6 protein-coding genes, 1 pseudogene and 1 CRISPR repeat array are annotated in these 11622 nt (G+C 63.5%); all 7 genes and pseudogenes read right to left on the minus strand.

Annotated elements, in window-relative coordinates:
* Positions 1-44: 44 nt before the first annotated feature.
* The 7 genes and pseudogenes from KA712_12055 to KA712_12085 all read right to left on the minus strand — a co-directional run bounded on the left by KA712_12055 (position 45) and on the right by KA712_12085 (position 11559).
* A pseudogene (locus KA712_12055) lies at positions 45-635 on the minus strand (DDE-type integrase/transposase/recombinase).
* Between the two features lie 251 nt (positions 636-886).
* Positions 887-1408 carry a hypothetical protein gene (locus KA712_12060; protein MCG5053687.1) on the minus strand — a complete coding sequence of 174 codons (522 nt, stop codon included), beginning with the start codon at positions 1406-1408 and terminating at the stop codon, positions 887-889.
* Between the two features lie 132 nt (positions 1409-1540).
* Positions 1541-1790: direct repeats of the CRISPR family, unit length 36 nt; unit sequence GTGCTCAACGCCGATGGGCATCACTGGGGCGGGCAC.
* Positions 1791-2008: 218 nt separating this feature from the next.
* The gene (locus KA712_12065; GenBank protein MCG5053688.1) at positions 2009-2263 is read right to left on the minus strand and encodes a hypothetical protein; all 255 of its coding nucleotides are present in this window, start codon (positions 2261-2263) and stop codon (positions 2009-2011) included.
* The gene (locus tag KA712_12070; protein ID MCG5053689.1) at positions 2260-6660 is read right to left on the minus strand and encodes an RHS domain-containing protein; all 4401 of its coding nucleotides are present in this window, start codon (positions 6658-6660) and stop codon (positions 2260-2262) included. The genes KA712_12065 and KA712_12070 overlap by 4 nt, the downstream gene beginning before the upstream one ends.
* Positions 6660-8081, minus strand: a complete 1422-nt coding sequence (locus KA712_12075) for a hypothetical protein (GenBank protein ID MCG5053690.1) — start codon at positions 8079-8081, stop codon at positions 6660-6662. Before KA712_12075 ends, KA712_12070 begins: the two co-directional genes overlap by 1 nt.
* 7 nt (positions 8082-8088) lie before the next feature.
* The gene (vgrG, locus tag KA712_12080; protein MCG5053691.1) at positions 8089-10998 is read right to left on the minus strand and encodes a type VI secretion system tip protein VgrG; all 2910 of its coding nucleotides are present in this window, start codon (positions 10996-10998) and stop codon (positions 8089-8091) included.
* Between the two features lie 228 nt (positions 10999-11226).
* The gene (locus KA712_12085) at positions 11227-11559 is read right to left on the minus strand and encodes a hypothetical protein (protein ID MCG5053692.1); all 333 of its coding nucleotides are present in this window, start codon (positions 11557-11559) and stop codon (positions 11227-11229) included.
* Positions 11560-11622: the final 63 nt, after the last annotated feature.

An 11622-nucleotide genomic window follows, 5' to 3' on the forward strand; every position in this document is an offset into this window, starting at 1 on the left:
CATGCCTCGAGGATGGCGATGTCGAGTCCTTCGTGGCGCTGGGAGGGCGTCACGAACCGGATGCCGCTGTGCCGATGTTCCTCGTTGTACCAAGCCACAAATTCATCCACCCATGCTTGCGCAGCCTCCAGGCCCACGAAGGGACCGTCAGGGTAATTTGGACGGTACTTGAGCGTGCGAAAGAGAGATTCCAAGAAGGGGTTATCGTCGCTGACGTGCGGTCGACTGAACGCCGGTACAATGCTCAACGTCTGTATGGTCGCGAGCAGCGTCTTGCCCTTCATGGCGTTGCCGTTGTCGGCGTGGACGACCAGGCCGCCTCGTTCGATTCCCTCACGACGGCAGGCATCGTCGATGAGCGCGGCAGCAAGGACATCGCTCTCGTTCTCGTGCACCGTGGCGGCCACGACCTTGCGACTCCACACATCGACGACCATGTACAGAAGCCAAAACTTTCCTTGAATCGGTGAGCGAAGATTAGTTATGTCCCACGACCAGACTTGCCGGGGCCCAGTGGCACGATGTTCGGTGGGCCGCCGGACCTTTCGAGGTCGGCTCTTTCCCCTGTGTGCCAGAAGCTTTCTGCGCTTGAGAAGTCGGTACATCGTGCGCTCGGAGGCCTTATAGATACTCATGTCAGCGAGATTCGCGACGACCTGGTGAGGCGTCAGGTCCACGAATTCCGCAGAGGTGAGCAACGTGAGAATGTCTGCCTCATCGGCGGGGCTCAGCGCGTTTTCGGGTTTGGTCTTGGGACCACGTCTTGCATCTTCTGCATCAGGATTGACGGCCCAACGCTGAATCGTTCGTGCATCAATACCCAGTTCCTTACAAGCGCTCTCCAGGCGGGCCCCCGACGCCACGGCTTCCTCCACCAACGCGCTGATCACGGCTCGTTCCTCTCGTCCGTGCCGTCGGCCGCGTCCCCCCAGAGAGCATTGGCTTTTTTTCGCAGCACCAGCAGCGCTGCCGTTTCGGCCAACGCCTTCTCCTTATGCCGCAGCTCCTTCTCAAGTTCCTTGATCCTCTTACGCTCCCCCTTGGACTTCCGCCCAGAGCCGCGCGACTCAAGTGCCGACTCTGCGCTCTGCTGCCACTGCGCGAGTTGGTCCTGGTACAGACCACGGCGCCGCAGATATGCGCCCAACGCTTCCCCTTTGAGATCCATCGTCTCGACCACCGCGCGCAGCTTCTTCGCGGGGGTCCAGTCCTGAGCTCGTTTGCCTTCTTCCGGCCCCTCGGCGGCGGCAGGCGTGCCAGTGCCTGACCGGGCTCGAGGCGTTGGCTTCGTCTCCTTACCCATGGCCTGCACGCTAGCTGTCTCCCGCAGCCAGCGCGACAGCGTCGGTTGTGAAACCCCGGTTTCCTCGGCCAGAGCCATAGCGCTGATGGCCTTGGGGCCCAGCATCCGGCGCACCATCCGCGCCCGGAATGTATCTGAATACTGCATTGCGTTCTGTCATCGCCTTCTCGCCCCCCTGGTTCTGTGCTTGAAATGTTGGATAATCGAGCCAACTGCAGGCGGCAACTACCCTGTCACAGGGCGAACGCCGATGGGCATCACTGGGGCGGGCACAGTTGATCCCCTGATATGGCTTGCCGGTGGTGAGGCTGTGCTCAACGCCGATGGGCATCACTGGGGCGGGCACGAACACGAGCCAGAAGTCTTGGGGAACAAGTGACGTGCTCAACGCCGATGGGCATCACTGGGGCGGGCACGCTACGCAGTTGCTCACCCCATTTACAGAAGCATTGTGCTCAACGCCGATGGGCATCACTGCGGCGGGCGCTCGACAACGCGACGATCGACAACTCCGTCGCCTAAATCTAGAGCTTCATTTACGACGTCGACGGCGGTGACGGTCCACGTTTGATCGAGGGCATCAAGGTCCCCGCCGGCATATCGCATTGCCAGGGCATACAAGACCATAGGTTATCGCCGCGACATCTTCTTTTCTCAGAGCGGACAGCTCGCTCCTCTGAAGTCGAAACCCGGGGTTCATTCCTGTCACTCGAGCTCTACCTTGAATCTCACGCTACCTGCCCATTCCTCAACTGCACTCAATACCTTCTCCTTTTCGTCGGCCGTCATTGCCGCCGGCGTCGGATCGCTCCAAGAATGGATAGACGACGTATATACAACGTAATCAGGCTCGCCTTCCACATGAGCAAGCCCCTCACCGTCGAGTATTGTTCGACGGCCGTCACTTGCTTCGACGGTTAAATGCCCAGGTGTCACGTTCGTAACTAGGTATTTGGTCATCTCTCGAAAAGCACTTTCTCTGAGCCAGTAGCGGGATCTATTTGAACAAGCCTCGTCACTTTCTTGTTGTCAATCAACACGTTGAGCTCGGATTTCTGCCAAACGTTTCCTTGTCGAAGATCTTCGCCTATGACTGCGTGAACCTCGCCCGAGGCCCCTCGGGCATAAGATGCCGAGGCGTCGTTCCATGCCTTCTCTGACGCAGGGTCAGCTGGATCATACTTTGGCATCGTGATCCCGCGGTCCTCGATAATCTTCTCAAGTGTAACGCCGCCGCGTGACTCAGCAATGGCGCGCGCATTTGCTTCGCCGCCTTTCCCTCTGGTTCGCCCTGACCAGAAATAGGCTTGGTTCGGTTTGGTCGCAAATCGATGATCTTCGCACGAGAGTCCGAGAGGATCGATGTCCGACAGTGGGTCCTTAACGTACCCATGCCTCTCAAGTCCCCCCAACAACCCAATCGGATCCCTCGACACATACTGGCCCGCCTCCGGTGCGTAGTACCGAAACCGGTTGTAGTAGAGCCCCGTCTCTTCGTCCTCGTACTGCCCTGGCCACCGGAAGGGGCAGGCCCCCTTCACGCCCTGAACGTCTTTTAGGTCTCCCCACGTCCCGATCTGCGCTTGCCACACCACGCGTCCCAGCTCGTCCACCATGCTGGTGGGCACGCCCAGGTGGTCGGCGACGATGCTGAACTTGTCGTCGCCCACGAGCTTCGCCATGGGCGTGAAGCTCTCGGGCTCGAACAACCACGTGATCGGTCGCTCAGCGGTTCCTCCTGCAGCCGCCGCTTGCTGAAACGCCTTTACGCCCGCTGGAGGCCCCTGCGCGGGCTGCGATACCAGCAACGCTGCCTGCTGCGCCTGTGCCGCGGCGTCGCCTCCCTCCGCCATCGCCCCATCCCCCTCCACCTCCACCCGCTCGACCCATTCGTGTAGCGGCACGTTGCCGTCCCAGATCCAGCACGTGCGCTTGCCCTTCCACTGCTTCCACACCCGCCGCCCCAGCGCATCGTACCCAAACGTCACCTCTGTCCCATCCGGCCGCCGCACCTTTACCAGACGCCCCGCCCCGTTCCACTCGTACCTCCACTCGCCGTCCGGCCCCACCTTCTTCACCAGGTTGCCCTCGACGTCGTACGCGAACGTGGTCACACCCTCGGGCCCGCGCGCCTCCAGCAGCTCGCCGCTGGGTCCGTACTTCCGGTCGTCGCACTCCCGCGTGCGGAACAGGTTACCCACCGCGTCCGGCATGCGCAGCTCCCGCAGCGTCCGCTCCGCGCTGTCCTGGAACGTGGCGCTCACCAGGCTTCCCAGCGCATCGTGCTCGAACGTGATCGGACCCGACACCGAGTCCAACATCTGCTTCAACCGGTCATTCGGCTCCCACTTGTAAACCCGCGCCCGCACCTCCTGCCCGCGCACCTCCAGGCTCTGCCGCACCGGTCGCCCCAGGGCGTCGCGCTCCCACCGGGCGCTCACCCCGCCGGGCAAATGCCTCGCGATCTCCAAACCCACGCTGTCGCGCTCGAACTGCGCTTCGTACGCGCGCGCCCCCGCCCCATCCACGTGCGCGAACTCGAAGGGCAGGTCGTGCCCTCCCGCTTCCACATACGCCGATAACCCCAGCACGTCCCCCATCCCATTGCGCCGGATCGTGTGACGCAGCCCCTTCGACGAGCGAATGCCCGTGCGGAAGCCGGCCCCGTCGAATGACGACGCCACCCATTCTTCCCCCTGCACTTCCTTCGTCACCCGCCCCAGCACGTCCCGCTCGAACTTCACCACCACGTCGGCATTGCCAGCCACCAACATGGCGCCATCCACGCGGTACGCGAAGCTTTCTTTCGTTCCGTCGCTGTGCTCGACCTCCACCACCCGTCCCGCCACGTCGTACGTGTACCCGATCGTCTCGCCCTGCGGCCGGATCACCTGCTGCACCCGCCCTACCGGATCCCGCAGGTACGTGCGCTTCCGCCGGTCGAAACCCCACTCTTCTTGCACCAAGCCCGTTGGTCCCAGCACGAACTGGTACACCATCCCGTGTTCGTTCTGCACCCCCAGAAGCTGCTCTTCCGTGTCGTACGCGAAGCGCACCGCCGTGCCCGCCTCTTCTCGCTTCCGCAGCCGGTTCATGCCCTGGTACGTGAACCGTACGTCGTGGTGCACGTCCTTCGCATGCACCACGTTGCCTTCGGCGTCGTAGGCCAGCCTCCGCTCGTTGCCGTCGGGTTCGTGCACCCGCACCAGCCGTCCCAGCGCATCCCACTCCCGGTGTTGCACGTTGCCCTTGGCGTCTGTCGCGGCGACCACGCGGCCCCACGGGTCGTGCGCCCAACGGGTCGTGGTGCCGTCCGGCGCACGCAAAGACGCCAAATTCCCCTGTGCGTCGTACTCGAGGCGGCTCTGCTGGCCCAAGGCATCCGTCACACCCACCAGCTGGGGCCCTTGCCACTCGAACTGTTGCGCGCGGCCCAGCGGATCCCGGCGCCCCACCAGGTGCCCCAGGCCGTCGTATGACCAATGCCACGCGGCGCCCTGTGCATCCACCACCTTCGTTGGCAGACCCAAGGGCCCATGCTCGAGCTTCAGTTCGGCGCCGTCGGGGCCTACGATCGAAATGCAGTGGCCTTGCTCGTCGAAGACCCAGCGCGTTTGGCTGCCATCCGGCAAGATCTCCGCCGTTTGTTGGCCCGAGGTTTCATCGTACGCGTACTTCGTTTCCGCGCCCGTGGCATCGATGATCGAGACGACCTGACCCGTTTCGTCTTGCTTGTAGACCGTCACGTGGCCGAGGGAGTTCTCCACCACCGTGGTGCCTTCGGCATACGTGATCTCGTGGTCGTAGATGCCGTCGTCACCCCAGGTCCGCACGCAGCGGGCGCCTTCGTCGACGCCGTCGTACACGAAGTAGAACGACAGGCCGTTGCGGTTCGACTCCTGCACCATCAGGTGACACTGGTAGGCGTAGCGCCAGGTGCCGCCCAGGGCGTCGGTGGCAGAGGTCAGGTCATCGTTGGCGTCGTAGGCATACGTCACCACCGTTTGGGGTGCCGCCTCGGCGGTGGGCTGCACCGAAACTTTCTGCAACCGTCCCCCTCGATCGTGGGTCAACAAGACCTTGCGCCCCGTGCTGTCGACCACGTGCTCGAGAAGCCCTCCCGCATCGTAGGCAAAGCGAATCGCCGCGCCGTCGCGACGACGTTTCTCGATCGCTTTCAGCTCCGGCGTTCCCGCGACCGGACCAAAACTCCAGATGAGCCCGTCCGCCGTTTCCAGCTCGAACTTCTGGCGGCCCACGCAGCGCAGGGTGCTGCGCTCGATCGGGTGCCGCACGCTGGTCCCGACTTGGAACACGTGATCCGGTAGTTCCCAGGTTGAAAACTCGATCTCGCGCCCATCCTCTGCGCGCAAAACCATGGCGCCCCGCTTGGGGTAAAGCGCCACGTCCAAGCTGTGGAACCAGCCATGTCCGAGCGGCCCCCGCCGGTACGAAAGCGACGTATCGTAGACGCGCTCGAAACGTAGGGGCAAAGGCCCCGGCAACTCGAAGTCCACGTTGTCTGTGAACATGCGGCCCGTGGCCACGTCTACGGGGTGTCCCGTGACACGACACACCTTGCGGTTCCACATCGACCGCAGGCCCTTGTCGTCCTTGCGACAGCGGACCTGAACGACGGCGCTCAGATGCTTCCAGCGCAAGCTTCGCTTTTGGTGCTTGCGAAACTGCTTGAAGAGCTTGCGCTTGAGCTTCGCGGCGACCTTCTGCAGCTTGCCCTTTGCCCAATCTTTGATCTTCTGGGCGATGAGCTTCAGGTCGGGCACCGGAGGCCGCGGCACCAGCACCAAGGGGCCCTTCGGGATGGCCAGCACCGTCGATACGGGAGCCCGCCCCGTGGGGTCGAAGCAGCTCATCGCGATGTCGCCCAGGCGCACCACCATGGCGTCCTCGAACGCCACCATCAGCCCCCCGAAGAGCAGCTCCGCGTCGTTTGAGGGCGGCTTCTGGAACGGACCTGGCACGGGAGGGTGTGGCACCAGCAACTTCACGCCGTCGCCCGTGTGGGTCACCGGCAGCTGGTTCACCTGGACCTTGCCTTTGCCGATGTTCGCGAACTCGCCCAGGCTCTCGGAGACGATCTCGTCCTCCATCGCGGAGATCTCTTCCTCGAGGGCGTTGCCCCCCTGAAAGAGCTGCTTCACGGCCGCTTTTCCCAGCCGTTTGGGCGCCTCCTTGATCATCTTCTTGAGGATGGCCACGGGGTTTCCCGGTGGCTTCCACACGACCCCCACGAAGGGGAACGGCAAGGGCGTGGGCACGGGGCCCGCGGGGGTCGGCACCAACACGATGTGGATGTCGAGCCCGATCACGGGATCGAAATGCGTGGAGACAAGCATTATGCCGTCTGCCCTTCTGCCGGTTGTGCCTCGGCCGCCGCCGCTTCGAACGCTTGGCGCAATGCTTGTGTACGCTGGGCAAACGAGCCGGCTTCCCCCGCAGACCCAATCCTGCGCGCGAGCGCCACGCCTTTATCTCCTATCTCCAGCACAGAGGATCCCGTGACATCCTCCGGTTTGGCCTGTTCGGCCGTGAGCAACGCCTCGCTCCAGCTGGCAAGCGCGCGCCGGTGGTCGCCTAGATCGGCAAGCAGCTGCCCACCCAAACCAAACGATTCGATACCCAAAGCTGGCGCACCGAGCTTCGCCCCCGACCGCCCCCCCTCCACGTAAGCGGCGGCCGCCTCGGGCCGCCGCTCGAGCTGCATGAGGGCCCCTGCACGGGCCATGGCCGATTGTACCGCCACCGCGCCCCACCCTGCCGCTTTGGCGCGCGTTTCAACGTCTACGAACACGTCCAAAGCCAGCTTGGGCTGTTTGGCCATGAGTCCGTAGCTTCCGAGAATGAGATCGAGGGCGGCGGTCTCGGGCCCCATGTCGAGCGCGGCCGTGGTCTCGCGCGCTTCCCGCTGCTTCTGCAGCGCCTGGGGGTAATCGCCATCGCCGGCCGCAAGCGCCGCGCCCATCACCGCCAAGCGGAGCTTGTGCATGGCCGCCGCGTCGCCGGCTCCTGCGGGTAGGCTCGCGGCCAGGTCGGGCGCGGGCGGATTCACAGCGGCCACAGCGTTCTTTCGGCGCGGAGGCGGCACGGACGGGCCCACGCCTCCCGCAAGTTGCGCGGGATGTGCCCCCACGGGAGCCGCGGCCATGGCCGCCACAGCCGCTTTCATCTGCGCGTTTTCAGCGGCCGCATCGTTGGTAATCTGGGCGAGGGCGGCTTGTTTGGGCTGTGCCTCCACGAGCGGCTTTAGGCCCGAAGGGCCCAAGCTCACCACCATCCAGCGGATGGCTTTGAGCGACGCTTGCCCCATCAAAGCCATCAGCTCCTGAGTCAGCTGGGTGGGCGTCTCGACTTCAAGGGGTGCAAGCACGACCACCATGCCCTCGAAGTGGGGCGCGAGGGCCGCAAGCGCCGCTTGTAAGCGGGACGCAAAACCCACGATGTCTTTGCGCGGCGCCTGAGGCAAAGGTGGCAGGGCGGGGAGCTTTTCGCGGGCGAAGGCACCCTGAAGCGCCTCCCATTCATCCTCGAGTTCATCATGGCGTGCGTCCCAGAAGGCGTCGTTGGCCATCCAAGGCGATTCGAAGATCGAGACCACGACGGGCGCTTGCACGAGCAAATCCAGGGCCTCGACCTGCTCGAGCACATCCTTGCGTAGGTCTTCCTCGGTCTCGATGACCAGAAGCTTCTGTTCGGGCTGATTGGCGAATGCCAAGAGCTCGTCATGCAGCTTGCCTAAAGGGGAAGCGACGGCGGCCATGGTGACCTCAACCCACCTTGATCACGGGCCCCATCAGCGTCACGCTGCCGAGCCCGGAAACATTCACCACCGCTCCCTTCACGTCAACGCCCGCGGGAGACAAAGCCACCGCGTTCGTGCCGGACTCCATCTTCGTTCCCAGGGGCCCCGTAATGGTCACCGTCCCGTCGGGCGTCAACGTAATTGAGGCCGCGCCGCTCTTGATGCGCACCTGCTGCTTGCCCTCGAGCTTCATCGAGCCGTCTTTACCCATGGTGATCGTGCACGCGTCATTCGTCACCACGATGTCCCCCACGGACTTGATGGTCACAGCGTCCTTGATCATCATCATGTTGCCCTTTTGGGTCAAACCGATGTGCTCTTGAGCTGACACGTTCAGCTGTTTGTCGATGCTGACCGTTCGCGTGGCGTCCTTCACGTAGAGGTTATCGTCCACCTCGACGGTCGCCTGCCGTCCCCCGTGCAGATTCTCCGTGCGCAGCTCGACCACGTCCAGCGTGTCCGTCTTCTTCACCTCGATGCTGCGGGTGTCGAGATAGTACTGTTCATCCTTCTTCGTGACGGTGGTCTTTCGCTCTTCCTTGATCGCGATGTCCTCGTTCTTGTGAACGGTCACGCTGCGGTCATGGCCCACCGTGATCGCCTGATCGTGCTTCACGAACACGGTGTGGTTGCGCTCGGCCTGGACGTGCAGTTCTTCTTTTCCCTTGCGGTCCTCGAAGCGGATTTCGTTGAAGTTGTTCGGCCCTCCATTGGGAGAGCTGTGGGTCTTCATGCCCGACTGCGTGGCGTTGTCCGGCAGCTTGTAGGGCGGCTTGTTTTTCCCGTTGTAGAGGCGGCCCACGATCACAGGCCGATCGGGATCTCCATCCATGAAGTCAACCAGAACCTCCTCCCCCACGCGCGGGATCTGAACGCCGCCGAAGCCACTTCCCGCCCACGGCGTGGACACCCGGACCCAACAGGAGGTGTTGGCCTTGTCGGGATTGCCGTACCGGTCCCAGGGGAACTGGACCAGCACGCGTCCGAGACCGTCGGGGTCGGTATAGATCTCTACCCCCGGAGGGCCCGTGATGATGGCGTTCTGTGGTCCCGTAATCTTCGGCTTGGTCGTGGCGCGCTGGGGTCGGTACGCGTTCCGTGCGTCAAGTGCGGTAAAGCGACAGATATAGGTCGTTTCGTGCGTGGCGGCCCCCACAGAGGCGTATTCACCCGAGTGGACCTCGACCGCCGTGGAAATGACGAGATGGTCGTGGTCGCCGAACTTGTCGGCGGGATGCCCTGTCAGCGCGAAGGTACACCCAACCTGGACCCCTCGTGCGTTGCCCTTGGCCAGCGCCACTTCCCACTGCGCATGAATCTCTTCGGCGCGCAGCTTCGCGAGAGCGTCAGCGGCGGAAACATCGTGCTCCTGCCACTTCGCAACGAGATCGGGATAGTGATACCGGGAGAAGTGGCCCGGGGGATCGTACGCGAGCTTGATTTCGCTCGGGCGCACGGCGATGAGGGGCTCCGGCCACGGCGCGTAGGTGAAATCGGCCACCGCAGCATCGCCTGTCTCTACGTTCTGGTGAACCGACCATGCCGTCACCGCCTCGACGTCGCGGTCCGTTCGTCTGTCGGGCAGGTGAAACGGTATCTCTTCATAGCCAGGTACGGGCTTGTGCCCGATGATGCCATCCGCAAGCACGAGCTTGTGCTCGCCATCCAGATGGTGAAAGTAGTAGTGGATGCCCTCCTCTTCGAGCAGCCGGGAGATGAACTCGAAGTCCGTCTCGTTGTACTGCACACAGTATTCGCGTGCCTTGTACATGCCCCCGAATTGCTCTCCCGAAAGCTGCTTGTTCTCCTCGTCGAGCGAGATGTGATAGTCCTTCAGGATCTCCTGAACGACGTCGGGAACGCTCACGCCCTGCCAAACCCGACAGTCCTGGTTGCGCGTGAGCAACCAAAGACGCGGCCTCAGCACCGCTCTATACAGGCAGAGCTCCCCCTCGATGCCCACGAAGTGAAACGCAGCCACATAGCCGTTGAAGTAGCGTCGCTCCGCAGGGACTTTGGCCGGCAACGGCTTTTCGAGGCTCACCGTCATGTACGAGCCCAACACTTTGTCCATGGGGACGTTCGGGCTGCGGCTGAGCAGCTCCAGCTTGTACTCGAACAGGGTGTTCATGCCCTCGGTGCCCTCCATGCTGCGAAACAGCAGCTCGTGAGGTGTGCCCTTGAGGCCCGTACACGAAAGTTGGACCTCTCGCTCGTCGACCTGCATGGCCTGGATGCGCTCTTCCAGGCTCGGCGTGCTCGATCCCCGAAAGAGAGTGGGAGAGGCGGGGCGGCTCGGAGCAGGTGCGGGCGCGGGCGCCACCACGGCAGCAACGGGTGCAGGCTTGGGCGCCACAGGAGGCGGGGCGGCTGGTGATGATGCCGCGGGTAGAGGGGGTGTCGGCGGGGCCGCAGGTGTTTTGGGGGGCGCGGGAGGCGGGGATGACTTCGCCTTGAGAGCGTCTGCCTTTTTCTGCGCTTCGACCGCTTTTTCGGCTGCCTCGTCAGCTTTCTTCTGAGCCTCGGCCGCCTTCTTCTTGGCGTCTTTTGCCTCTTCGTCGGGATCCGAGGGAAAGAACGTATCTTTGATCCCTTCGCCGATGTCCTCGATCTTCTTGGTCAGGGCTTTGCCGACCTCGGTGTCGAGCAGCTTGTCCTCGACCCAATCTTTGGCCTTGTCGAGTGTCTTCTCCTTGATCTCGTCGGCGATGGCGCCGAAGGGAATCAGTTCAGCGGCGCTGATTAAAAGCTCGATGCCCTCCCTCACCATGCCCGCCCGCACCAAGCTCTCGGCCGCGCCCGCGATGACCCCCGAGGCCGCCCTCAGGTTGACGCCCTTGCTCAAGTCTGTGAATGCACTCTTGAAATCAACCATGGGGCTCCGTCAGCTCCTGTTAGGTTCGGCTAGCACTCTGCATCGCTGCGTCGGGACATGCAACCCAGCTCAGGCGAGGGATCTGGGTCAGGATCGAACGTGCTCGGGGAGGGTTATCGGCTTGGGGCGCCGGTTGTTGCTAGCTTTTTCGATCAGGGCGGGACTCGGCCAACGACGAACGAGCGCCTCGTGCCCGCGGGCATCGAGGCGCTCGAGACGTTCGCCCACTTACAGCTTGCCGTGGAGCCCGTGGCCGCGTTCGGCCTGACGGGCGCGGTGCTCTTCGGCCGCGGCCTCTTGCTTGAGCTCCTGGATGCGGCGGGCTTCGTCGGGGGAAAGCTCGACGGCTTCGGGGGTGTCGTCGCCCTCTTCGGCCGGCGTTCCGGGGGCGTTGGCCACGGCCGCGCGGCGCGCGGGGATGCGTTTGTTGCCTTCGGCGGCGTCGGCGGCTTGCTCGGCTTGGCCTCGCGGCTCGCGGCCCACGGCGCCGCCGGGCCATGAGGTTTTTCCCGCCGGATGCCGCGCGCTCCGTGAACGATGTTCCTTGTCTGCTTCCGCCATCTCGTCCTCCTGCCCGTTGGGGGTGTCTGCCGGGGGAGACTGCAACCTCGAGGCCACTTTGCG

It is taken from the genome of Myxococcales bacterium, assembly GCA_022184915.1.
GTDB lineage: Bacteria > Myxococcota_A > Polyangia > Fen-1088 > Fen-1088 > JAGTJU01.